The sequence below is a fragment of the Psychrobacter pacificensis genome (assembly GCF_900101915.1).
GTDB classification, from domain to species: Bacteria; Pseudomonadota; Gammaproteobacteria; order Pseudomonadales; family Moraxellaceae; genus Psychrobacter; species Psychrobacter pacificensis.
This window is the reverse complement of the sequence record NZ_FNAL01000001.1, coordinates 309,309-333,333: the sequence shown is the minus strand read 5'-3', so window position 1 is coordinate 333,333 and position 24,025 is coordinate 309,309. Positions and strand designations below refer to the sequence as shown.

General features: G+C 44.3%; 18 protein-coding genes and 4 tRNA genes. 9 read left to right on the top strand and 13 right to left on the bottom strand.

The genetic code is table 11. From position 1 onward, the window contains the following. From tuf to BLR43_RS01385, 11 genes are all read right to left on the bottom strand, one after another. Positions 1-926 (bottom strand): elongation factor Tu (tuf, locus tag BLR43_RS01435; RefSeq protein WP_093067900.1); only part of this gene is annotated, 926 nt, incomplete at its 3' end. A gap of 276 nt (positions 927-1,202) precedes the next feature. Further along, positions 1,203-1,520 carry a DUF6122 family protein gene (locus BLR43_RS13760; RefSeq protein WP_071002261.1) on the bottom strand — a complete coding sequence of 106 codons (318 nt, stop codon included), beginning with the start codon at positions 1,518-1,520 and terminating at the stop codon, positions 1,203-1,205. Between the two features lie 211 nt (positions 1,521-1,731). Then, a tRNA-Thr gene (locus BLR43_RS01425) sits at positions 1,732-1,806 on the bottom strand. 103 nt (positions 1,807-1,909) lie between these two features. Further along, positions 1,910-1,983: transfer RNA gene (locus BLR43_RS01420), tRNA-Gly, on the bottom strand. Positions 1,984-2,068: 85 nt separating this feature from the next. After that, positions 2,069-2,152 (bottom strand) — tRNA-Tyr (locus tag BLR43_RS01415). A gap of 67 nt (positions 2,153-2,219) precedes the next feature. After that, positions 2,220-2,295: transfer RNA gene (locus BLR43_RS01410), tRNA-Thr, on the bottom strand. 194 nt (positions 2,296-2,489) lie between these two features. Further along, the gene (trpE, locus tag BLR43_RS01405) at positions 2,490-3,986 is read right to left on the bottom strand and encodes an anthranilate synthase component I (protein WP_093067896.1); all 1,497 of its coding nucleotides are present in this window, start codon (positions 3,984-3,986) and stop codon (positions 2,490-2,492) included. Between the two features lie 237 nt (positions 3,987-4,223). Beyond that, complete coding sequence (locus BLR43_RS01400; RefSeq protein WP_093067893.1) at positions 4,224-5,417, bottom strand: FHA domain-containing protein; 1,194 nt, start codon at positions 5,415-5,417, stop codon at positions 4,224-4,226. A gap of 116 nt (positions 5,418-5,533) precedes the next feature. Further along, a complete protein-coding gene (locus tag BLR43_RS01395; protein WP_093067890.1) occupies positions 5,534-6,388 on the bottom strand; it encodes an RsiV family protein in 855 nt (284 codons plus the stop codon). 362 nt (positions 6,389-6,750) lie between these two features. Then, positions 6,751-8,346 (bottom strand): peptide chain release factor 3, encoded by a 1,596-nt coding sequence (locus BLR43_RS01390; protein ID WP_071003680.1) that lies wholly within the window; start codon positions 8,344-8,346, stop codon positions 6,751-6,753. 181 nt (positions 8,347-8,527) lie between these two features. Beyond that, positions 8,528-9,430 carry a hypothetical protein gene (locus BLR43_RS01385; RefSeq protein ID WP_093067885.1) on the bottom strand — a complete coding sequence of 301 codons (903 nt, stop codon included), beginning with the start codon at positions 9,428-9,430 and terminating at the stop codon, positions 8,528-8,530. 254 nt (positions 9,431-9,684) lie between these two features. On the opposite strand from BLR43_RS01385, the gene BLR43_RS01380 reads away from it, so the two are divergent. From BLR43_RS01380 to BLR43_RS01365, 4 genes are all read left to right on the top strand, one after another. Next, the gene (locus BLR43_RS01380; RefSeq protein WP_071002265.1) at positions 9,685-10,098 is read left to right on the top strand and encodes an organic hydroperoxide resistance protein; all 414 of its coding nucleotides are present in this window, start codon (positions 9,685-9,687) and stop codon (positions 10,096-10,098) included. Positions 10,099-10,321: 223 nt separating this feature from the next. Beyond that, positions 10,322-13,300, top strand: coding sequence for a DNA polymerase I (polA, locus tag BLR43_RS01375; protein ID WP_093067881.1), 2,979 nt, complete (start codon positions 10,322-10,324; stop codon positions 13,298-13,300). 265 nt (positions 13,301-13,565) lie between these two features. Then, positions 13,566-14,102 carry a hypothetical protein gene (locus BLR43_RS01370; RefSeq protein WP_093067993.1) on the top strand — a complete coding sequence of 179 codons (537 nt, stop codon included), beginning with the start codon at positions 13,566-13,568 and terminating at the stop codon, positions 14,100-14,102. A gap of 544 nt (positions 14,103-14,646) precedes the next feature. Further along, complete coding sequence (locus tag BLR43_RS01365; protein WP_071002267.1) at positions 14,647-14,997, top strand: hypothetical protein; 351 nt, start codon at positions 14,647-14,649, stop codon at positions 14,995-14,997. 115 nt (positions 14,998-15,112) lie between these two features. Here the strand turns inward: BLR43_RS01365 and hemH are convergent, their stop codons facing one another. Then, positions 15,113-16,132, bottom strand: a complete 1,020-nt coding sequence (gene hemH / locus BLR43_RS01360) for a ferrochelatase (RefSeq protein WP_093067877.1) — start codon at positions 16,130-16,132, stop codon at positions 15,113-15,115. 443 nt (positions 16,133-16,575) lie between these two features. On the opposite strand from hemH, the gene metX reads away from it, so the two are divergent. From metX to trhO, 4 genes are all read left to right on the top strand, one after another. After that, complete coding sequence (metX, locus tag BLR43_RS01355) at positions 16,576-17,928, top strand: homoserine O-acetyltransferase MetX (protein ID WP_227674214.1); 1,353 nt, start codon at positions 16,576-16,578, stop codon at positions 17,926-17,928. Then, on the top strand, positions 17,925-18,542 hold the full coding sequence (gene metW / locus BLR43_RS01350; RefSeq protein ID WP_058025768.1) for a methionine biosynthesis protein MetW: 618 nt from the start codon (positions 17,925-17,927) through the stop codon (positions 18,540-18,542). The genes metX and metW overlap by 4 nt, the downstream gene beginning before the upstream one ends. 400 nt (positions 18,543-18,942) lie before the next feature. Then, positions 18,943-19,524, top strand: coding sequence for a tetratricopeptide repeat protein (locus BLR43_RS01345; RefSeq protein WP_058025769.1), 582 nt, complete (start codon positions 18,943-18,945; stop codon positions 19,522-19,524). 263 nt (positions 19,525-19,787) lie between these two features. Continuing rightward, the gene (gene trhO / locus BLR43_RS01340; protein WP_093067872.1) at positions 19,788-20,861 is read left to right on the top strand and encodes an oxygen-dependent tRNA uridine(34) hydroxylase TrhO; all 1,074 of its coding nucleotides are present in this window, start codon (positions 19,788-19,790) and stop codon (positions 20,859-20,861) included. A gap of 89 nt (positions 20,862-20,950) precedes the next feature. Here trhO and serA read toward each other — a convergent pair whose 3' ends face one another. After that, positions 20,951-22,177 (bottom strand): phosphoglycerate dehydrogenase, encoded by a 1,227-nt coding sequence (serA, locus tag BLR43_RS01335; protein ID WP_093067868.1) that lies wholly within the window; start codon positions 22,175-22,177, stop codon positions 20,951-20,953. Between the two features lie 335 nt (positions 22,178-22,512). Between serA and BLR43_RS01325 the strand changes: the two genes are divergently transcribed. Beyond that, on the top strand, positions 22,513-23,955 hold the full coding sequence (locus BLR43_RS01325; protein WP_093067860.1) for an FAD-binding oxidoreductase: 1,443 nt from the start codon (positions 22,513-22,515) through the stop codon (positions 23,953-23,955). Positions 23,956-24,025: the final 70 nt, after the last annotated feature.

The following is a 24,025-nucleotide window of genomic DNA, read 5'->3' as shown; positions in this document are numbered from 1 at the left end:
GCGTCAAATTTGGTGTGAGGCGTGATTGAACCTGGCTTCGCTAGTACTTGGCCACGTTGTACGTCTTCACGCTTAGTACCACGTAGTAGTACGCCACAGTTTTCGCCAGCACGACCTTCGTCAAGCATTTTACGGAACATCTCTACACCTGTACAGGTGGTTTTTTGAGTGTCACGGATACCAACGATTTCGATTTCGTCACCAACTTTTACGATACCAGATTCAACACGGCCAGTTACTACGGTACCACGACCTGAGATTGAGAATACGTCTTCGATTGGCATTAGGAATGCTTTGTCAACGTCACGCTCTGGCTCTGGGATGTAGGTGTCTAGTACGTTTAGTAGTTCTACAACGGCTGGTTGGCCGTATTTTTCTTGTGAGCCTTTTAGGGCTTCAGTAGCAGAACCGTGGATGATTGGGGTGTCATCACCTGGGAAGTCATAGTCGTTCAATAGTTCACGAACTTCCATTTCTACTAGTTCTAGTAGTTCTTCGTCATCTACCATGTCACATTTGTTCATGAATACGATGATGTATGGTACGCCAACCTGACGTGATAGCAAGATGTGCTCACGAGTCTGTGGCATTGGGCCGTCAGTTGCTGATACAACTAAGATTGCGCCGTCCATCTGGGCTGCACCTGTGATCATGTTTTTGACATAATCGGCGTGACCTGGGCAATCTACGTGAGCGTAGTGACGTGTGTCTGTGTCATATTCTACGTGTGAGGTGTTGATGGTGATACCACGTGCTTTTTCTTCTGGTGCTGAGTCAATAGACGCGTAGTCTTTTGCTTCGCCACCAGAGGTGATTGCAGCTACGGTTGCGATTGCAGCGGTAAGGGTGGTTTTACCATGGTCAACGTGTCCGATGGTACCGACGTTGACGTGTGGCTTGCTACGTTCAAACTTGGCCTTTGCCATGGGTATTTCCTCTTTTTTTTGGTGAATGATCAATAAAAAGCTGTTTAATGGCTCATAATAAAACTAACTCATCATAAACCTAGCTATCAACCGCACGAACCACTGCTTCTTATCAAACAGCACTTCGAACTAATTTTTGTATCCGTTATTATACGCCGGCTTATCCTCAATAGTCATACATCTCTTGCTCGAAACCTATTTTTCTATTATCTAAAGAGGTCTTAAATATGCTACTGCTTATAACCGTTTAACGGCTCGATGTGCAAAGCTATTATATCAGCTAGATGACATCATCAAACAATCCGTAAAATCCGTTAACATATGAAAAAGCAATCCAATTCCAATGATGTTAAAAGGCTTACGAAAAAAGAGCAAAGCAACATATACCAGCATCGCATAATACGTATGTAGCGGATGAAAATTAATGCTACATCTATTAGCCTGAAAGATCGGGTCTGCTACTAAGTGATCCAAATCAACTAACATAGTCGCAAGCAATATCAGATATGCTTTTTTCCACTCTTTCTTAAAAAATACAACTGCGATAACGAGAGGGAAACCAAAATGCAAAAAGTAATGTATAAACGTTTGCATACTCGTTTACCAGTTTTAATTCTGTTGATATCGAATCATCAAAAGCAATGTTTATTAATATGCTGACAGCACTAAAAGGCAACACCTCAGTGTCACCTTTAAATCGTTACCTGTCGTACTAATTTTATATGTTTCAATATTTTATATTTTCAATATCGACGCAAAGCTATATATAAATAGCAAAACAAGCATAGAGGATTTACATGATAAATGGAGCTCATATCGAGAATTGAACTCGAGACCTCTCCCTTACCAAGGGAGTGCTCTACCGCTGAGCTATATGAGCGTATAGTGTAAACCTTTGAGCTGCACTAAAAAAAATATCACGATACAGTAGTAATAACTGATGTCGTGATGAATAATTAATAGGCTTTGCGATGGTGTATATATGGAGCGGGTGGCGGGAATCGAACCCGCGTCATTAGCTTGGAAGGCTAAGGTGTTACCATTATACCACACCCGCATTTACTCTAATCTTAATAACTCTAGTTGAGAGTTAGAAACCATATAGAGCATGCTTGGCGCTATAACAAACTTTTAAAAAAATATGGTGGTGGGAGAAGGATTCGAACCTTCGAAGCTTTCGCGACAGATTTACAGTCTGTTGGGTTTGACCGCTCCCCAATCCCACCTAAGGGTGCTTTGAACAAAAATGACTCTCATTTAAGACAAATTCATAAAAAGCTACTTCAAAAGAGATGGTGCCGACTGCCGGGATCGAACTGGCGACCTACTGATTACAAGTCAGTTGCTCTACCAACTGAGCTAAGTCGGCTTGTTCTCTCTAAAGTGGTGGCTATTCTATCAAATATTTTGAGATGCGCAAGCCCTTTTTTATCTTTTTTTTTATTATTTTAATAATAATATTCAAGCTACTGATTACGTTGTTATTTTTTTGATAGAAAAATAACAACGTAATTGCTCTTCTGATCTATTGTGATTATATGCGCTGCATAGCTGGCTATATAACTAGCGAATGCGTAGTCCATTACAGGCCATTTTTACCGCTTTGACCAATGCCAATGCTTTTTTATTGGTTTCATCCCACTCCGCTTCTGGCACAGAATCAGCAACAACACCTGCGCCTGCTTGGATATGGATTTCACCGCGACGCATCACTGCTGTACGAATAGCAATGGCGGTATCCATATTGCCATTCCAACCTAGATAGCCCACTGAACCACCAAATACTGTCCGACGTACTGGCTCTATCTCATCAATGATTTGCATCGCGCGAATCTTGGGCGCGCCTGATAGTGTACCCGCTGGAAACGTGGCACAAAATACATCTAGCGCGTCTTTATCAGACCTTATCGTACCCTCCACATTGGACGCGATGTGCATGACTTGTGAGTAGCGCTCAATAAACATCTTGTCTGTAACTTTGACACTGTCATATTCACAAACACGGCCGATATCATTGCGACCCAAATCAATAAGCATTAAGTGTTCGGCAGTCTCTTTTTCATCAGTGAGCAGTTCTTGTTCAAGTGCCAGATCCTCCGCTTCATTCTGACCACGCTTGCGCGTCCCTGCTAGTGGCCGTACGGTCACTTTGCCGTTTTCGATACGGGACAGGATTTCAGGAGAAGCACCAATGATATCAAAGCGTTTGTGATCATCAAGCGTATAGCCATGCACCAAAAACAGATACGGCGATGGATTTAGATAGCGTAATGCACGATAGACGGCTAGAGAGTCGCCTATGTAATCTGCCGTCAACCGCTGTGCTGGAACCACCTGCATGACGTCGCCTGCTGCGATATAGTCTTTTATTTTCTTAACGCCGCTGCAGTACTTTTCCATACCGGTTTGCGAGATAAATTTTGGTGTGGGCATCACTGGCGCGGACAAATTGGACGGTTCTGCCAACTTCTCTTCGATTTTTTCCAACTCACGGATAGCTAAGCTGTAGCCCTCCTCGGTTTGACAGTCAGCATAGACGATGATAGATAAGGTATTTTCTAAATTATCAAAAACAATGACACTCATGGAAAGCATCAGCCACATATCTGGCATCGACATCGGATTGGGTGCGTCAGATAGGCCCACACTAGGCTCAATGATACGTACCATGTCGTAACCAAAGTAACCGACTAGGCCGCCGCTAAAACTTGGCATGGTGGGCACATCTTCAGCAGTCGGCATTTGATACTGCGCCATCAGCTGACGGATATAATCAAAAGGATTCTCTACTGCTGCTGTATCGATATGATCGTTCCGCTTGGTAGTCATATTGCCATCAGCGTACTGTAAAATAAGATCACTACCCAAGCCGATCATCGAGTATCTTGCCCAGCGCTCACCGCCTACCACAGACTCAAACAAATATGCAGAGCCGTTTAAATCACGTACTTTGGAAAACACAGACACTGGCGTCTGTGCATCCATCAAACGTTTTTTGACTAAGGGTGCATGACTAAAACCCCGATCTTTAAACGCTTGATATTCTTGGAAAGTCATCATAGTAACGCTCTCTTAGCAGCAGAATGGCAAAAAATAAAACAGTGGACTGAACCATAAAATATAGCGCCAACACCGTATTTGAATGTTAGCGCTATAAAAAGCAGTTTGTCTGAATGACGATTCATACAGCAGTTAAGTTCAGGCCTCAACCTTCATAAACTAACTGAGGTAACGGACTGCTTATCAGTCAGAATAGCTATGGATAAACGCTCGTATTCAAACTACAGATCGATGTCACTACATAACGCCCATGTTAAATAGCCATAATGCCAAGCCAATAATCAAAATGGCAGCAAATACCCATATAAACCAACCACCGCTAGATTTTTTCTCTATTTGTCCTGTATGAGCTGGATTACTGATTTCTTGATCCATCGCGTTGTTGCCTTGGGTGCCAAGATCATGAGCCTGCCCTAAATTTGCCGTACCCGAAAACTGCGAGGTCGCTGCTTGCTTGGCTTTTAAAACCTCAGGATCGGCTTCTTCTTGTAATTCAGTCTTTGTCGTTTTGTCGTGCTCTTCACTTACTACTGGTCTTTCATTTACTACAGGTTCTTCACTTACTGTTGGCTGCGATACTGTTGGTTCATCATCAGTAGATACTGTTGGGGTCAACGGCTCTGCAGTCGTCACAGCTTCTGACTCCGTTACAGTTGACTCAGTCGCCGCTGATACAGGCGTTTCAGATACAGACGTCTCAGATACTGGCTCTGACTCTTCTGGTGCTGTTTCAATCGATGCAGGCGTAGCACTTTGTGCAGCCGACAAGACATCCTCAATACCTGTCTCTTTAACTACTGGCTCTTGAGTCGCTGGTTCAGCCACTTCCGCTCTGTCAACTACAGGCGCACTTGCTGAATCTACTACGGTGTCTGAAGTAGTATCGACAGATGGACTCTCTGCATCCTTTGCAGTGGGTAAAATCTCTTCAATATTCGTTTGCTTTACGATTGGTTCGCTGACGATATGATCTTCGATGATATATTCATCATGCAAATTCTCAGTAGTTTCTGCTGGGGCAGTCTCATCACTGACACTACTTACTGTATCGTCCGTTATGACTGGCTCTAGTGTCTCATCTGCTGTAGCACCGACAGGCGCTTGTACCTGAAAACTAAAGCTTGCAAAACCAAGCGTATCCTCAGCCTGTAGACGGTTTGATTCGTTGCCCGCGATACGTTGATCATTGATAAAGGTACCGTTAGAAGAGTCTAAGTCTTTTACGTATAACTGACCATCAAGTATGCTTAGAATGGCATGATTGCGAGATACTTGCTTGCTGCCGAGTACCACATCATTGTCACCGCCGCGACCAACAGACAAGCTATCCTCGACTGTCAGTGTCAGATCGCCCAGCGCCTCTGTTAATGCATTTAATTGCCATGTGCTGGCTTGTGCTGCCGTGCTCACACTATCTGTATTATCCGTCATCTTGCTACTCCTTATTTTTTCTATTAATTTTCAAACGATTTTAAGCAAATTACTGTCAATTTTTATTCACTGACCACTCTATGATAGAGAGCATAATTAGTGGTCATGTGCTTGATCTATTTTGGTATAAAGTGAGGCTTGATGACCTTATCAAGCTGGCTATACGGAATGCTCAATACCGGCATACCGTAGGCGTATGGACCAATAGAATAGTGCTGATAACGAATGTTAATCCCTGTCTCTGTCAAGGTCACATTGTCGCTCAACATAAACGGCCAGCTTTTCTCATAGCTACTGACATCATCAGCGACGGTCTTTACCCATGCTTTATACGCATCATGCGCGAGTGCTTCAAAACGAGGCTTTTTGCCTTTGATCAGCATGTCATCAAGAGTGACTTGTTTTTTGGTGGTCAGATCAAACGTTAGATACTCGCTATAAGGCATGCCGTGTGCACCACCAGTAAAGACGTAGGAGTTGATTTCGAACAGCTCAAAGTTATTGACGTGACCCAAGTAATCAGGCGTCACCATCAAGCTATAAGCCCACGAAACCTCTTCAGGCATATCTTGAAACTGCGATGTCGCAAAGTCATTAATCGCAGCCGTGACGTCTTCCTGGCTGCTTTTCGTCTTAATAGGTGCTGACTCAGTTGGCTTGCTATTCACCACCAAATTATCAATACGTGCATTGACGGTGTTGTCTATCCAGCTGTGATTGCTTTTGAGATATTTGACTTCAATTTCTGGGCAATTATCACGCTCAGTACACATCTTTTGAATTTTTTCTGGTAACTGATAATCGAGATACTCTGCTGAGCTGATAAGGCTACCTGCATTTGCGGACAGACTAGCGGCACCCATCAGTAAACCGCTTGCTAAGAGACCAATTCGCCGTGTACGCCCTACTCTGCCTAAAGAAATATGCGTCAGCGTGAACCTATTAAGATGAGATTGAACCATAGCTTTCATGTATCCTCTTTTATAAATATAAAATGTTGCAATACATTCTACCGTAACAATGACGCTGTATTGTAGGAACACTGTTTGTGTTTTTGAAGTGTTGCTATAGTCGGTTCACTATAAAATCGATACAATAAGATTAAACGCTATTTTGCGCAGCCTCTGGAGACGTAGTCACAGCAAGCAAGAAAAATAGCGTTTAATCAAATGAATTTATTATCCTGTATCGTTTTTATTTAGACTTAACTATAATCATTCAAAACCTCTCTTGACTCATTTGCCGCATAAATAACGGACAATAAAAAAGACACGGCTAGCGTGTCTTAATCAATGAACAATACAGTGATACGGTTGATTTGATAACAGTCGTTTTAATGCTCACGCGTGCTGCTAAAGGTGATCTCTGGATAACGATCTTGCATCAATTGTAAGTTGACCCGTGATGGCGCAAGATAAGTCAGATAACCACCACCATCGATTGATAACTGGTCATGGGCTTTTTTCTTGAACTTTGCCAAAGCCACGTCATCATCGCAGTGAATCCAGCGTACAGTGGCAATCGATACTGGCTCAAAGGTACATTGCACTTTGTATTCTTCTTTGAGACGATGCGCGACCACTTCAAACTGTAGCACCCCAACCGCGCCCAAGACCAAATCATTATTGATTTGCGGCATAAATACCTGCGTGGCACCCTCTTCACTTAATTGCTGTAGTCCTTTTTGCAGGGCTTTTGATTTAAGCGGATCTTTTAGTACCACGCGGCGGAACAATTCAGGAGCAAAATGAGGAATACCGGTAAAGCTCAGCTCCTCGCCTTCAGTGAAGCTATCACCGATAGAGATCGTTCCGTGGTTATGCAAACCAATAATATCGCCCGGATAGGCTTCTTCTAGCGCCTCGCGGTCGCCTGCCAAGAATGTCAAGGCATCAGCGATACGGACGTCTTTACCTAGACGCACGTGCTTCATTTTCATGCCCTTCTCGTACTTGCCAGAGCACACGCGCAAGAAGGCGATGCGGTCACGGTGACGTGGATCCATATTTGCCTGAATTTTAAAAACAAAGCCTGTAAAGTCAGTCTCGGTTGCTGATACTTTACGCTCAGTCGTTGGATGGGCTTTTGGTGGCGGCGCGTATTTGACCAAGGTATCGAGTACCATATTGACACCAAAGTTACCCAATGCCGTGCCAAATAAAACTGGCGTCATCTCACCTGCCAAAAACGCCTCTACATCGAACTCTTCTAGCGCCATCTGTACCAGCTCGAGTGACTCCTCAAAAGCATCAAACATCAATTGCCCGAGACGCTCGCGTATATCAGGATAATCATAGCCTTCGCGTGTCTCAGAGACGGTCATCTTGCCGCCATTGCCTTTCTCGTATAAGTAGGTTTTGTCTTCTGCAAGGTGATACACTCCAACAAAATCCTGTCCCATACCAATCGGCCACGTGACGGGCACGCATTTAATCTTTAGTACCGCTTCGATTTCACTCAGTAGCTCAAGCGGCTCACGAATCTGGCGATCGAGCTTGTTGACGAACGAGATGATTGGCGTATCGCGCATGCGACAAACTTCCATCAGCTTGATGGTTCGTTCTTCGACACCTTTTGCGCCATCGACCATCATCAGTGCGCTATCCACGGCAGTCAACGTACGATAGGTATCTTCACTAAAGTCGGCGTGACCTGGGGTGTCTAGTAGGTTGACCATGTGGTCTTTGTACGGGAACTGCATGACAGAGGTGGTGATTGAGATACCGCGCTCTTGCTCCATACTCATCCAATCTGAGGTGGCATGACGATCGGTCTTACGGCCTTTGACTTCGCCCACTACCTGAATCGCTTGTCCCCATAACAACAGCTTTTCAGTCATGGTGGTTTTACCAGCATCGGGATGCGAGATAATGGCAAAGGTGCGGCGCTTGGCCACTTCTTTGTTGAGTTTTTTTGGATCTACGCTCATAGTTTTCAGCTTCAACAGTTGTGTCATTTAGAAGTCAATCTAAATAAATAGAATCAATAATGAGCGTATTGTAGCCGATTTCGCGTTATGGTGCAGAGTTCACGCACAAAAAACACGCTCTATCAGTCAGACAAAGCGTGTTAACAAAATTTTTAACCGTCAGCGTAGGGCTTGCTTGATTTTAATAATAGCGCTTGATTTGCTCCGCTAAGAAGTCTCCTGCGACTTCATTGACAAGCGTACAATCTACCACGCCAAAGCGGCTATCTATATTTGGATCGGTGCTACCTTTGGCAACATAATTTGCCTCATAAATATCCTTCCCATATTCAACACCACTATATTCATAGGCAGGTTGATTTTTGTATGCAAAGAACATCACTTGCGCCGCTTTTTGCTTATTTGCTATACCAACACCAAACTGAGAGGTTCTATGATCTCTGTCGTCACTAAAGCGTTGTTTAGCAGCTTCGATCCATTTCTCCAATGACGAATAGCCTGTCTTATTTTTGTCATTGAAAGCCAAAAATGAGCGCTCGCTTGTCACGACTGGAATGTAACAAACGGAGCCTTCAGGGAAGGCAATATTAGATGGAATATTGGCATAATTACTCAAATCGGTGAGAATACCGCGGCGCTCTTCAATATTCGTGCCCGCGCTATAACTGCGGGTCGTTAAGCCCGACAAGTTCAGTGTTTGATAGGTGGTTTGATAGTCCAGTTTGTTATTACTGTTTTTTTCATAAATAGGACGCTTGACCGTGCGACCATTGACTTCGATGTCTTTGTTTTCGAGTCGACCTTCGAAATTATCTGCCAATATGGTTCTGTCTAAATCATTGAGGCTCTGGTTGCTATAACTGTTAATGAGATTGGTGGTTTTGATCTCGCGTGCGCCTGTGCGATAAGTCTCATCGATGCGCGCAATGGCAGTATCGTTGGCCTTGCTGTCATAGCTATTAGCAAAGCTTGTTACCGTAATACGATTACTATTATTGCTATAAGTGCCGTTATCTTCTTCACAGCCTATGAGCGCAAGCATTGTCCAGAAGAAAACACCAGATATCGCAACCACTCTATTCATCGAACAATGTCCTTATGATTTAGATTTTTTATCATCCAATTTGATGATATTAATATGACCAACCACATGGCTTCGGTCATTCTGTTTATGAGCATCAGCCTCTACTGTTATTGTAGATAGGTCCAAAAGTCATATTTACAAACTTGTCGTAAAGATTTACTACCGACTTACTGAGCTGTTTTAATGATTTGTTATCCTAGGTTGGTTATTTGGCTTTACCACGAAAATCTAAAAACCAAAACAAAGGATGTGTTATGAAAACGTTATATTCAACCAAAGCGACTGTTACTGGCGGCCGTGCAGGTTCAGCAAGCTTAAGTGACAATGACCTGACTATAAACATGGTACCACCAGGCTCTGGAAAAGAGGGCAATAACCCAGAACAACTATTTGCCATGGGATACAGTGCCTGCTTTGATGGCGCCCTTGCAGCTGTTAAGCAAATGGAAAAAGCAAAGTTTGATTCAACCACTTCAATTGAAGTAGATTTGCTTCAAGGCGAAGGCCATGACTATAAACTGGCTGCTAAAATTCATGTCATTGGTGAAAATACAGAATTGTCAGCTGACGAGTTTCAACAGTTAGTCGAGAAAGCGCACCAAGTGTGCCCATATTCTAAAGCCACACGCGGCAACATCGATGTTGAAGTCACCTCAGAAGTAAAGTAACGTATTATGAGACTCATTATCAACAATTAATTAAGAAAGTAGTTAATTAAAAATACGTTAATTATAGAAGAACTCAGCTGGTCTGGGTTCTTTTTTTGTTTGAAATTTTGGTGAAAAAATAAAACCGCCAGAACATCTCGTAACGGTTAAGCAGTTCGGCACGCACTGTTTTTATCGTTATAATAAGAGCATATTTTTATCTAATAGCTGATAAGTGACTTTTATGACTGATAATATAGCTGACAATACCGCCGATCACGACCACAACTCCCATCAAGCACTCGATCCTAAAGCCTTACCGAATTTTGACGATATGCCAAATGTGGCACTGATGGATACCAGTCATGTAGACAAAGATCAGCCGCCCTTTATCTTAGTCGACGGCTCGTATTATCTGTTTCGCACCTATCATGCCCTCCCAAAGACCATGCAAAACTCGCAGGGTCTAATCACCAATGCGATACGCGGTACCTTGAATGCGCTGCTAAAACTGATGCGTCGTTATCACCCTACTCATATGGCCGTCTGCTTCGATACCAAGTCACCGACTTTTCGCCATCATATGTCGCCTGACTATAAGGCCGCTCGTCCGCCTATCGACATAGAGCTGGTAGAGCAAATTCCTTATATTCATCGTTTGGTCAGCGCCTTGGGTATTCCGCTATTACGTATTGAGGGTGCAGAGGCCGATGATATCATCGGTACACTTGCCCATCGAGCCGTCGAGCAAGGTCACCATGTGGTCATCTCAACGGGTGATAAAGACATGATGCAGTTGGTTAATGATTGCGTCATCTTAGAAGACAGCTTTACTGGTAAAGTCACGGATACACCAGCGGTAATCGATAAGTTTGGTATTAACCCAAACCAAATGATTGATTTCTTAACGCTCATGGGCGACAGCTCTGATGGGATCAAAGGCGTGCCAGGTATCGGTAAAAAGACCGCCAAAGACTTGTTGGTTGAGTATGGTGACATCGACAACATGCTCAAGCACATTGGCTTTATCAAAGGCCGCGGCGCAAAAGGTTTGATCGAACACGCCGATGATATTCCTTTTAACAGAAAGCTTGCTACCATCGTCACCAATTTGGAAATCGGCCAAGATTGGAATGATCTCAAAATCAACACCGATCCTTGTGCGCATATAGAGGAGCTTCGCGCCCTATATACCGAGCTTGAATTTAGAAATGAGCTGGCATCTCTTGATCATCCAAACCATCCTGCGAATGGCGCGCAAAGTGTCGCTGATAGCCAAGCAGACGCTGAGTCACAAGCGCAAGTTGCCAAATCGCTGCAATCGACCCATATTGATAATATGACGGGCAGTAACCATCAAGATAAAGCGTGGCATACTGTGCTCGACGAGCCTGCGTTTGATAGCTTGGTCGAATTATTAGAAGCAGCTCAGCACTTTGTTATCGATACCGAAACTACCAGCGTTCATTGGCGTGACGCGCAAATCGTCGGGCTGTCTTTTGCTGTACAAGCTCACGAGGCCTATTATATCCCGCTCACCCACCGCTTAGAAGGTGATGAGCTAACAGCGAGACAACTCGACCGCGATACCGTACTGGCGCGCTTAAAGCCTGTGTTAGAGAATCCAAATATCGGTAAAATCGGACAGCATCTAAAGTACGATGCGCATATCCTTGCTCACTATGATATCGACCTAGTCGGTGCGATACATGAGCAGCCAAATAACTGGGCGATGGATACCATGCTGGCAAGCTACGTTATCAATGCGGCAGCGACTCGACACGGTATGGACGATTTAGCACGCCATTATCTGCAAACGCAGACGATTGGCTTTGAGGAAGTCGCAGGCAAAGGCGCGAAGCAAGTCACCTTTGACCAAGTGGCTATCGATATTGCGAGTGACTATGCTTGTGAAGACGCTGATATTACTTATCAGTTATTTGACGTGTTCAGCGTTGAGTTGGCTAACGATGCCAATAATGCCAAATTGCTACACGAGCTAGAGATTCCAACGGCAGAGATACTTTGCCAAATGGAAGCAAACGGCATTCTCATCAAACGCTCTTTCTTAAACGAGCTATCAAAACGCTTTGATGAAGAAATCATCGCGCTAGAAAAACGTGCTTATGAAGTGGCTGGCGAAGAGTTTAACTTAGGATCACCGAAGCAGCTTGGTGAGATGCTGTTTGACAAGCTTGGCGTGCCGGGTGGCAAAAAAACCAAATCTGGTCAATACTCGACTGGTGAAGCGGTTCTATCAAAAATCGATCACCCATTAGTCGATATCACCTTAGAGTATCGCGGGCTGTCTAAGCTAAAAAGCACCTATACCGATGCACTCGATAATGTTGCAGATGCTGAGACCGACCGCGTGCATACCAGTTACCATCAAGCACTGACCAGTACTGGCCGTCTGTCATCAACTGATCCTAACTTACAAAATATTCCCATTCGTACTGCGACGGGCCGCCTGATTCGCCAAGCCTTTATCGCCCCAGAAGGTCGCGTGATCTTGGCCGCGGATTATTCACAAATCGAACTTCGTCTCATGGCGCATTTCTCAGGTGATAAGAACTTGACGCATGCCTTTAACGAAGGGTTAGATATTCATGCTGCCACTGCTGCTGAAGTGCTTGGTAAAAACGTTACGGACGTTACCTCAACTGAACGTCGTAATGCCAAAGCCATTAACTTTGGTCTGCTATACGGGATGAGTGCCTTTGGACTTGCCAAGCAATTACAGATGAGCCGCGGTGAAGCGCAAGACTATATCGATATGTACTTTGAGCGCTATCCGGGTGTCAAAAACTATATGATCAACACCCGTGCCAGCGCGTACGAGCAAGGCTATGTCGAGACGATATTAGGCCGTAAACTCTATACCCCTGATATCAATCATAGCAATCGTATGGTCAAGCAAGGCGCTGAGCGTGCCGCAATCAACGCGCCGCTACAAGGATCTGCCGCTGATTTGATTAAGCTTGCCATGATTGCCGTTGATAAGGTATTGCCAAAAGATCAAGCCAAAATGCTGCTGCAAGTTCATGATGAACTGGTGTTTGAAGTGGATGCCGATAAGGTAGACGAAGTTAGCCAACTGATTACCGATGCCATGCAAGATGTCTTGACGACTACGGCCGTAGATAAAGGCTGGCATGTCGACTTTGCTGTACCGTTACTGGTTGAGACTGATAGCGGTCAAAACTGGGATGAGGCGCATTAATCATTGATTTGGTCAACTTAGAACGCTAGCGAGCTTAAAGATATTATGGGTTATGATGGGTTTTGAAACCCACTGTATCATCTATATAAACAACCACTTATGACTACTTGGTTATATTCTATGACGTTATTATTACCATATTGGGTTATAATAGCGTCATAGTAGATTATGCATATTTCGTTAGATGTTTTTTGGTTTAGAGTGAGCCTACGGGCTCACTTTTTTGTTTTTGACACATTTTTTTGATACGCAGGAGCCAGTTATTTTGAGTTCAGATGGCATTATTGAAATTCCTGGTATGATCTTGCTATTTGTCTGTTTGCTGCGTTGCACACAGTACATGATAAAAAGTCATATCAAACACATTCAGGCCTTTTGGTTGGCAGCCGTACTTGTATTTTTTACCGTCATTCGTCGCGAGCTAAACTATCTACCAGATTTGTTGGTTCCGAGCGATTTCTCGTTTTTAAATCACTCTTATGATTGGTGGGAAGATAGTGTGCTGACCGTTATCTATCTCGTCGCGCTTGGCTTATTAGCTTATTCGAGGCACTACCTATGGGCAGTGTTAAAGAACGTGCCGGTCTCGCTCTACCTCATCGTTACCGCGCTGGCAATCATTCAATATATGGGCGAGAACGCCATTATGTTCCAGCCTACATTTGGTGAAGTTGTCGAAGAGTTGGCTGAGACTGCGATTTACGCGATTGCCTTGACGTATTTATGGCGATTCAAACTGGCTGATTATGAATCATGTCTTGTGCAGAAATTAAACTATGAGCTCAAACACGCTGATAATTAAAATTATAGTTACGATACTATTAGGGCGTGTTGAACATTCGACCATGGCACTGACAGCGACTATTTTTTAGGCGATTCGATGTTAAAAATAATAAGTTTAGTCATTCTAAGCGCTTATTTTTAACGATGAAGCGGCAAAAAAGAGTCCTGTCCCCTGCTTTTATCGTTGGGGCTGATGCTAAAATTGCCCCATACTGCGTTACAAATCTCGCTAAGGCATCTGCATTATCGTCGCTTTGTGCCGTGTCTGGAACCATTTTAGCGATCAGCAGTGCCTATTTGCGAATGTTCAACACGCCCTAATGACGTAGCAACAAAGATCTTTTAAGCAATTTTATGAAAACTCACGGCTGCTCAATATGAGTAGCCGTTTTGCATTTTGGCAATCGCCTTACATTTTTTGAACATCCTGTCACACCTTACTACTAGTGAAAATCCCAATAACCGTACAAACTTATGGACAGATTATCAATGTCGCTATAAGCAGCGCTTTTATAAGCCCTTACAATGACTTTACTGCTAATAATTACAACAAGGAATGACTGATGGAAAACACAAAGAATCCACTACCAGAAGAGATGGATCATATCGATGGCAATCGCCGCGACAATAATGACAGCACCGATAACCAAGACAATCAGTTGGTCGATTTAGACAATCCGATGCTGCACACTATCGACAATGATGATGTGATTGATAATAGTGCAGGGTTTGATAATTCAGAAGTCGGTAGTGCTGCTACGCAAGGATTAACACCTATGCATCGTCAAAACCTTGATGAGTCGCGTGTGGATGAGATTTTGGTGCAAGACAATCTTGATGATAATGATTATCCAGATACAATGGATATTGCTGATAGAGATGCCGCAGAACGCAGCAATGACGATGATTTTTAGAAATTAGCACCGCGGCTAATATAGCCCTTTAGAGCGAAAAAGCACGCTTAATATCGTTAAGCGTGCTTTTTTATGACTTATCATTTAACTAACAGTAATAGATATTTTCAGCCGATTAAACCCATCCATCAAGTGTGCCAGCCCAGCCTTTTACAAGAGGCAAGCTCAACGCTTCGAGCAATTCAATGTGTGTCTCATCGAGGTTTAGCGCAGGGATATAGTGATACTCTTGCCCGCCTGCCTCCAAAAAATTATCGCGGTTTTCAATGGCCAACTCCTCTAGCGTCTCAAGACAATCCGCTGAGAATGCAGGGCTAATCACTTGTACTGAGCGCACACCAGATTTGCCCCAATCTTCTAATACCACATCAGTATACGGCTTTACCCACTCTTGCTTACCAAAGCGCGACTGGAAGCTGATGATCCACTCGTCGTCTTTTAGACCAAGAGCATGTGCCACTTGCGCAGCGGTACACTTACAACGCTTAGGATACGGGTCGCCTTTATCAGCATAAGGCTGCGGGATACCGTGAAAGCTAAACATTAACTTCTCAGGCTTACCATGTTTCTCTTGGAAACGGCGGATAGAATTGGCTAGCGCCTGAATGTATAACGGATGCGCAAAGTAGTCTTTGACAATGGTATAGTTTGGCAAGTTACGCTGCTTAAGTGTCCATTTTGTCAGCGCATCATATACCGCGCCACCTGAAGAGGCTGAGTATTGCGGGAACAAAGGCAGAATGACAAAGTGATCCACGCCTTCTGCACGCAGTGCATCCATCACATCAGGCAATCCAGGATTACCATAGCTCATCGCAGGATGCACAGAGACGCGAAATGGCGCTACGCGATTGGCCAGACGCGGCTCTAATAGCTCAACTTGGCTTTTTAATATCTTACGAATCGGCGAATCCCCTTCCCAAATGCTCGCGTAAGCCTTTGCCACGCGCTTAGGACGACTTGGCAGGACAAACAAATTTAAGATAATGGCCCACAAAAACTTGGGAATCTCGATCACTCGCGGATCTGACAAAAACTGTTTGAGATAACGTCTTACGGCAGGCGCCGTCGGCTCATCTGGCGTACCAAGGTTGACTAACAGGACAGCAATACGTGGAGGCAATTCAGGTTTCATAGCAGCACTATTTATCAGCAGTAAGTTATTAGAAGTCGTGTCATCATAAAGGTACCAGATTGCTCATACACCTTTGTGCAAACACCGTATTAGTGTAGCATTTTATCCATGAATCACGCATGGCAAAAGCGCACTTGTACAATTTGCTACGCAGTCGCCAGCCTTCTATCATTTACTCTTTATTATTTGACGCGATAAAACGGCATTTAAAAGACCTGCTCGGCGGTTGTACTCCTACGCGCATCACCATACAATAGGCAAGCCCAGTTTATAAAAACGGTGTAAGTAAAGTAGCCCGTTAAAATTTTGCCATTTTACTTTTATTTTATTGATGATTGTTGTCTTGCGAGGTAGCTTTGAACGCACGCTCTGATAATACCGGTGACCAGTCCCCTAATTCTCAAACTCACGTAAACAGCTCAGCCAATAATGCTGCTGGATCTGTGGGTGTGGTTACGCCACAAAAATTCCATTTTGCCGAGCCATTGACCTTGGAATGTAACCGTACTCTGCCCTCGTTTGACTTGATGGTAGAGACTTACGGCACGCTCAATAGCGATAAATCAAATGCGATTTTGATTTGTCATGCGTTATCGGGCAACCATCACGCGGCAGGGTTTCATAGCGTTGATGACAAAAAAGCGGGCTGGTGGGACAATATGATTGGTCCGAACAAAGCCATCGATACCAATCGCTTTTATGTGGTGTGCGTCAACAATATCGGTAGCTGTTTTGGCTCAACAGGGCCAACAACTATTAATCCCGATAGCATTAGTTCGGATGACAGTATCGATTCAAGCGATAGCAGTGCAAATAACAGCAATGAGCCGCAAGTTTATGGCCCTGACTTTCCGCTCATCACGATTAAAGACTGGGTAAAAACCCAAGCCATGCTCTCAGATCGTCTGGGCATTGACGTATGGCATGCTATCGTTGGCGGCTCGATGGGCGGTATGCAAGCGCTGCAATGGTCTGTCGATTATCCAGACAGGCTAAAACGCTGTGTGGTGATTGCGAGTACACCGAAGCTATCTGCGCAAAATATTGCTTTTAACGAAGTCGCACGCCAATCGATATTGTCCGATCCTGATTTTAAGGATGGACGCTACATACAAGCTGGTACCTACCCTCGTCGCGGCCTCATCTTGGCACGGATGGTCGGTCATATCACTTATTTGACTGATGACGCGATGAAAGCCAAGTTTGGGCGTGACTTAAAATCTGGCAAGTTTATGTATGGCTATGATGTCGAGTTTCAGGTTGAGAGCTATCTGCGCTATCAAGGTGAGCGCTTTAGTGAAAACTTTGATGCCAATACTTATCTGCTCATGACCAAGGCATTAGATTATTTCGACCCGACACGTGACTACTCATCAGCGGTGGTAAAAGACAATACAGAGCCGGCCGTGCCATTAGAAAATTCTATCGCGGCGTCAGTCGAGTCTAGCAAAGCCAGTGCGCAGAATGAGTTAGAAGATGCGGTAGCGACGATTGAAGACATTGAGTCTGATCGACAGCAAGAGCTTTCTGCGCTCAAAGCGGCATTCGCCCATACACAATGCCAGTACTTGGTTGTGTCATTCACCACCGATTGGCGCTTTGCCCCAGAACGCTCGCAAGAAATTGTCGATGCGCTGATGGCTACTGGCAAACCTGTTAGCTATATTAATATTGATGCGCCGCATGGCCATGACTCTTTTTTATTTGATATTCCTCGCTACATGGGTGCTGTTAGAGGATTTTTGACAGCGCCATTTATTAACCCTAGCCGCCCAGCCACAGGAGAGCGCTCATGAGAATGGATCACCAACTGGCAGAGCGCTGGATCGCACCGCAAGCACATGTACTTGATTTGGGCTGCGGTAATGGCGAGCTGCTCGCGCACTTACAGCAGAAGTTAGGCGTCACTGGATACGGGCTTGAGATTGATGAGGACAAAATCAACGAAGCCATTGGCAACGGCTTATCGATTGTTGAGCAAGACCTAAACGATGGCTTGGCACGCTTTGCCGATAACAGCTTTGATACCGTGGTTATGGCACGCGCGCTACAAGCGGTAAAAGCGCCTGATGTGCTGCTGCTCGATATGCTACGCGTCGCCCGAGAGGCGATCATCACATTCCCTAACTTTGCCCATTGGCAAAACCGTCTTCATTTAGGGCTTAAAGGGATGATGCCGGTGTCTGAGGCACTGCCTTATGAATGGTACAACACCCCCAATATTCATCTATGTACGTTTAAAGACTTTGAGCAACTATGTGCGCAGCATGATATTCATATCGTTAATCGCTTTGCGGTAAGCGACTCTGATAAAGGTCATTCCCCACTGATGACGGCATTAATTAGACAGGCACCCAATCTACTCGCAGATGTCGCTATCTATCGAGTGACAAAGAAAAAAACGAAGTAATGTCAGATATTTAATTTTTGCTCAAAAGGATAAAATGACCGTTATTGCCGAACCTTTTATCTTAGCAAATTGTTAACTAATGATTGTCTTATAGTAACTCTATGATTTTACTGAGGACAATCAGGTACAAGCAGCTATTAAATCTTGTAATTAGTATTTGAGTTTCGTAAGTTTGGGTGTTAAGCTAGCAAAATGTTGTCAGTTATCCCACTATTACGACCGTTTGTCTAATTAGTTGGATTAAATCGATGATACAAAATTAAAAACTCTATTGCTGATGATTAGGTAATTCATATCGCAAGATATCACCTAATTATTATCGCCGTCTAACTGTCTTTAGCGAGACGATGTTTAGCGGTACAATTTTCTTGCGTATTAACTGCCTAATTTTGGAGCTGCTATGAAATTATTAAAAGCCGCATTGTTTACTGCCTTATTTTCTTGTGCTGGTTTGGCCAATGCTGAGTTAATATCAAACGTACCGCTTGATACTTCACGCTTTGAGCTGATGCCTGTGAGCGAGCTGTCTAGTCGTGCTGCCCAAGGTAACGATCATGCTCAGTTTTATCTAGCCAAGCGCTTGCAAAAAGGCGAAGGTATCGCTCAAAACACCCAGCAAGCTATCCAGTGGTACACCAAAGCCGCTCAGCAAGGCGTTGCTCCTGCTCAGTTAAACCTTGCTATTATGTATTTACGCGGTGAAGGCGTACAACCTAACTTGCAGCAAGCGCGTCTTTGGCTAGAGAAAGCCGCGATGCGTGGCGACAACCGTGCCAGCTATACACTTGCATTGTTAGATGAAAAACAAAAAAATCTGGTAGATGCCTATAAATGGTATGACTTGGCTGCCCGTGATGGCATGCTTGATGAAAAAGTCCGTAACAAGGCGCGCGGCAAGATTGGACAGTTGGCATTGAACTTATCAAGCTCAGACATCGCCAATGCACGCAACCAAGCGGATCGCTGGTTCCAGAGTAAGTAAACTCTAAACGAACCTCAAAAAAGATTAAGTTGATAATAAGAAATCCAGCCTTTGAGCTGGATTTCTTGTTTTTATCTTATAATCAAAACATTTATTATTTCAGCTCCTATCAAGCTGAGCGACCTAAACTATTCAAAACCCACACAAAATTTGCTACACTACGCGCGCATTCATCAATCCCACAATTTTGTTAATGCTTTAAACTAAAAAGATACTTCAAACCCAACGCACTAGGTTTGCGACCTAGCCAGCAGGAGAAACACATGAGCACCACTCAAGATAGTAATATCAAAGAAACCGTGATAACTGACAATCAATCAGCCCCCACCTACGACAGCGTCACTAACAATATCGTTGTTGCCGCACTTTATAAATTCACACGCTTTACTGACTTTGAGCAGTATCGCGAGCCAATTTTGAATACCATGCTAGATAACGATGTCAAAGGCACTTTATTGCTGGCAAGCGAAGGCATTAACGGTACGATTTCTGGTACGCGTCAGGGTATCGATACCATCCTTGACTATCTGCGCAATATCGAAGCCATTGGTACGTTTACCTTTAAAGAGTCTTATACCGATGCGCAGCCGTTTTATCGCACTAAGGTAAAGCTAAAAAAAGAAATCGTCACCATGGGCGTAGAAAACATCGACCCACTACAATCGGTCGGTCGCTATGTAAAGCCGAGCGAATGGAATGCATTGATCTCAGATCCTGAAGTGACTCTCATCGATACACGTAACGATTATGAAGTGCAAATCGGTACGTTCCAAAATGCCGTCAATCCAAACACTGAGACCTTCCGCGAGTTTCCAGAATACGTATCAAAAGAGCTCGATCCAGCCAAGCATAAAAAAGTCGCTATGTTTTGTACAGGTGGTATCCGCTGCGAGAAGTCAACTGCGTATCTACGCGAACAAGGGTTTGAAGAGGTCTACCATTTAGAAGGTGGTATCCTAAAGTACTTAGAAGAAATCCCAGCCAGTGATTCTATGTGGCAAGGTGATTGCTTTGTCTTTGACAACCGTGTATCGGTCAATCACAACTTAGAAAAAGGTAATTATGAGCAGTGTTTTGCCTGCCGTATGCCCATCACTAGCGATGACATGCAGAGCCCAGCCTATATTAAAGGCGAGTCATGCCCGCATTGTATCGACAAAGCCACAGATGAGCAAAAAGCTAGATTCCGCGAGCGCGAGCATCAAATGCAACTGGCCAAAAAACGCGGTGAAGCCCATATCGGTAGTGACGTGATGGATGTGATAGAGAAGCGCAAAGCTGCCAAAGCGGAAGCGCGTCTGCAAGCAGAAGCGGCAAACAACGCTAAAGCCAATTAAACCTAGCATTAGTACAATAAAACAGAAGTAAAAAAAGAGAGGCTCTAATCAATAGAGCCTCTCTTTTTTATATCAGCTATTCATACCAATTAAAACAAGATACGTACGCGGATAGTCTCTTCTACATCTTTTAATTGATCGAGTGCAGCAGTCGAATCGTTGTAGTCAACGTCCATGACTAGATAACCGACATCGCCTTCTGTCATCAAGCTCTGTGCTAGGATGTTAATCCCTGCTTCTGCAAACAGACGGTTGATCTGAGACAGTACGCCTGGCACGTTTTTGTGAATGTGTAACAGACGATGCGAGTTTTCTTTGAACGGGATAGAGACTTCTGGGAAGTTCACAGCAGTCGCTGTATCACCTTGGTCAGAGTATCTAACAAACTTATCAGCGACTTCAAGGCCGATATTAGCTTGCGCTTCTTGCGTTGACCCACCGATATGCGGCGTCAAAATCACATTATCAAACTTACGTAGTGGTGATTCAAACTCTTCGTCAGCTGATTTTGGCTCTTTCGGGAACACATCGATAGCCGCGCCCAAAATTTTACCAGACTCAAGCGCATCCGCCAGATCATCAATCTCAACACACGTACCGCGAGCCGCATTGATAAAGTAGCTGCCTTCTTTCATCTGAGCGAACTGCTCAGCTTTCATCATATAGCGCGTGCTTGGCACATCAGGCACATGCAACGTCACGATATCAGCCATTGATAGTAACTCTTCTAGGCTACCAACTTGTACCGCATTACCTAGTGGCAATTTGGTCACAGCATCGTGATAGATGACTTTCATGCCAAAGCTTTCTGCGAGCACAGACAACTGCGAGCCGATAGAACCATAACCGACGATACCGATAGTCTTGCCGCGCACTTCATGTGAGTTAGTCGCAGACTTACCCCAGCCGCCGCGATGTACAGTTGCGTTCTTTTCAGGGATACCGCGATACAGCATAATCGCTTCAGCCAATACCAGCTCAGCTACCGAACGGGTGTTCGAGAATGGCGCGTTAAAGACAGGAATACCTAAGTCACGAGCGGCATCTAGATCGACTTGGTTGGTACCAATACAAAAGCACCCAATGCCGATAAGTTTGTTTGCATGCTCAAGTACATCGCGCGTCAATTGAGTACGCGAACGAATACCGATAAAGTGAGCATCTTTGATCTTTTCGATCAGCTCTTCTTTGTCTAACGCGTGACTGATATTCTCGATGTTGTGATAACCAGCATCCTCCAATACTTTTAGGGCATTGTCATGTAGACCTTCAAGCAATAAAAACCGGATTTTGTCTTTTTGTAGTGATAGCGCCATATGAGAACTGTCCTATATTTGTTTTATAAGATTACCTGTTGGATAATCTGTGATGGATGAAACGAAAACAGTCCAGATATCTTACACAAAATTTGACGCCGATGTTAGCAGATTAGATGAATTATTGATTATCAAGCCTGAAAAATTTTTATGCTATAGTGAATCATTCGATTTGAAATCAAACAAACCACTTTTTATTATTTGTCTCATTTTTTATTTAGAAACTATCACCCACTTATTGCCATCACGAGCCGACTCCTCACTGAATTTATAGTCATTTCGCTATATAATAAACAGTCCCAACATCGTGCTTACGCTAATATTGAGATTTGACCATGACGCTAACTACCGAACAGTTCACCTCCCAAACCCATACCAACGCTGTGCAAACGATCCTAAGCACGCTGACTGACACTCATCAATTTGACCTCAGCCAAATCAAAACCGACGCTGAGAGCTTAGAGCACTGGGGCAAAGACTGGACCAAACACTTCGCCGCCGCCGCCGCCGCCATCGTCTTCCCAAAGACCACCGAACAAGTCCAAGCCATTGTCCTACTGGCTAATGAACACAACGTCGTCCTCACCCCTAGTGGTGGTCGTACCGGACTCTCAGCAGGCGCGGTTGCTGCCAATGGCGAGATCGTTGTCAGCATGGATAAAATGAACCAGATTGGACAGTTCTATCCAGCGGACCGCATGGTCGAGATTGAAGCAGGCGTTGTCACCGAACAGCTGCAACAGTTCGCCGAATCAAAAGATCTCTACTATCCTGTCGACTTTGCCTCAGCAGGCTCTAGTCAAATGGGTGGTAACATCGGTACCAATGCTGGCGGCATCAAAGTCATCCGCTATGGCATGACCCGTCAATGGATCATGGGACTAACGGTCGTTACGGGTAAAGGGGATATCTTGCACCTCAACCGGGGTATGGTCAAAAACGCCACGGGTTACGACTTGCGTCAACTGTTTATCGGTGCTGAAGGTACCCTTGGTCTTGTCACTCACGCGCAAATCAAACTTGAGCGTCAGCCACAAGACCTCAATGTCATGGTTCTGGGTATGGACAACTTTAATGACGTCATGAATGTGCTCTCTGCCTTTCAAGCCCAGATTGATTTGACTGCCTTTGAATTCTTTGATGATGTAGCGGTTGATAAGCTCATGGCACATGGTCAAGTACAAGAGCCGTTTGAATCACGCACCAAGTTTTATACCTTATTAGAGTTTGAAGCGCCTTATGAGCCAATCATGGAAAAAGCCATGGCCATCTTTGAGCAGTGCATGGAAGAGGGCTGGGTGGTTGATGGGGTGATGAGCCAAAGCCTTAGTCAGGCGGCTGAGCTGTGGAAGCTGCGCGAGTACATCTCAGAGACCATCTCTGTGTTTACCCCTTATAAGAACGACGTGTCGGTACTCATCAGCTATGTACCGGAGTTTATCGCTGAGATTGATGCGATTGTCAGTAGCAATTATCCTGACTTTGAGGTGTGCTGGTTTGGTCATATCGGTGACGGTAATTTGCATTTGAATATCTTAAAGCCTGAGAACATGAGTAAGGATGATTTCTTTGCCGAGTGTCAAATTGTCAATAAATACGTGTTTGAGACGGTACAAAAATATGGTGGGTCGGTCTCGGCTGAGCATGGGGTGGGTATGACGAAGAAGCCGTATTTGCAATACAGCCGCAGTGAGACGGAGATCGATTACTTGCGAGAGGTCAAGAAAGTTTTTGACCCTAATAATATTATGAATCGTGGTAAGATTTTTGATATGTGATTGGTAGGCTAACGATTTATCTCAAAAAAAAGACGCTAACCCATAGGCTAGCGTCTTTTTTTATTCATCA

What these genes read in the sequence shown, in the direction of transcription:
- BLR43_RS01365 (WP_071002267.1), top strand. Translation starts at nt 14,647, where the DNA reads ATGGAAAACACAAAGAATCCACTACCAGAAGAGATGGATCATATCGAT.
- hemH (WP_093067877.1), bottom strand. Translation starts at nt 16,132, where the DNA reads ATGAAACCTGAATTGCCTCCACGTATTGCTGTCCTGTTAGTCAACCTT.
- BLR43_RS01380 (WP_071002265.1), top strand. Translation starts at nt 9,685, where the DNA reads ATGAAAACGTTATATTCAACCAAAGCGACTGTTACTGGCGGCCGTGCA.
- metW (WP_058025768.1), top strand. Translation starts at nt 17,925, where the DNA reads ATGAGAATGGATCACCAACTGGCAGAGCGCTGGATCGCACCGCAAGCA.
- polA (WP_093067881.1), top strand. Translation starts at nt 10,322, where the DNA reads ATGACTGATAATATAGCTGACAATACCGCCGATCACGACCACAACTCC.
- BLR43_RS01325 (WP_093067860.1), top strand. Translation starts at nt 22,513, where the DNA reads ATGACGCTAACTACCGAACAGTTCACCTCCCAAACCCATACCAACGCT.
- BLR43_RS01345 (WP_058025769.1), top strand. Translation starts at nt 18,943, where the DNA reads ATGAAATTATTAAAAGCCGCATTGTTTACTGCCTTATTTTCTTGTGCT.
- BLR43_RS01395 (WP_093067890.1), bottom strand. Translation starts at nt 6,388, where the DNA reads ATGAAAGCTATGGTTCAATCTCATCTTAATAGGTTCACGCTGACGCAT.
- BLR43_RS01390 (WP_071003680.1), bottom strand. Translation starts at nt 8,346, where the DNA reads ATGAGCGTAGATCCAAAAAAACTCAACAAAGAAGTGGCCAAGCGCCGC.
- trpE (WP_093067896.1), bottom strand. Translation starts at nt 3,986, where the DNA reads ATGATGACTTTCCAAGAATATCAAGCGTTTAAAGATCGGGGTTTTAGT.
- BLR43_RS01385 (WP_093067885.1), bottom strand. Translation starts at nt 9,430, where the DNA reads ATGAATAGAGTGGTTGCGATATCTGGTGTTTTCTTCTGGACAATGCTT.
- BLR43_RS13760 (WP_071002261.1), bottom strand. Translation starts at nt 1,520, where the DNA reads ATGCAAACGTTTATACATTACTTTTTGCATTTTGGTTTCCCTCTCGTT.
- BLR43_RS01400 (WP_093067893.1), bottom strand. Translation starts at nt 5,417, where the DNA reads ATGACGGATAATACAGATAGTGTGAGCACGGCAGCACAAGCCAGCACA.
- trhO (WP_093067872.1), top strand. Translation starts at nt 19,788, where the DNA reads ATGAGCACCACTCAAGATAGTAATATCAAAGAAACCGTGATAACTGAC.
- serA (WP_093067868.1), bottom strand. Translation starts at nt 22,177, where the DNA reads ATGGCGCTATCACTACAAAAAGACAAAATCCGGTTTTTATTGCTTGAA.